The sequence below is a fragment of the Enterococcus sp. HMSC072F02 genome (assembly GCF_001837725.1).
Lineage (GTDB): Bacteria > Bacillota > Bacilli > Lactobacillales > Enterococcaceae > Enterococcus_B > Enterococcus_B lactis.
Genome location: NZ_KV833923.1, coordinates 1 through 221, shown reverse-complemented (window position 1 = coordinate 221; position 221 = coordinate 1). Strand labels below are relative to the sequence as shown.

Genomic DNA, 221 nt, shown 5'->3' with positions numbered 1-221 from the left:
AAAGACGAATCAGAACTTGAAGAAGTAGTCGCTGAAGAATTTATCCGCAGCCGAAAGGCCTACGGCTCAAGAAAAATAAAAAAAGCCTTATCAAAACGAGGCATTCAGATCAGCCGACGAAAAATTAGTAGAATCATGAAAAATAGAGGATTAAAATCGAGCTATACTGTTGCTTATTTTAAAGTACATCATTCTACTTGCAATGAAGCCAAAACGACAAA

1 protein-coding gene is annotated in these 221 nt (G+C 36.2%); it reads left to right on the top strand.

Annotation, left to right across the window (positions count from 1 at the left end; all coding sequences use genetic code 11):
* Positions 1-221, top strand: a 221-nt coding sequence (locus HMPREF2731_RS03010; protein ID WP_141762861.1) for an IS3 family transposase, incomplete at both ends; no start/stop codon positions are given.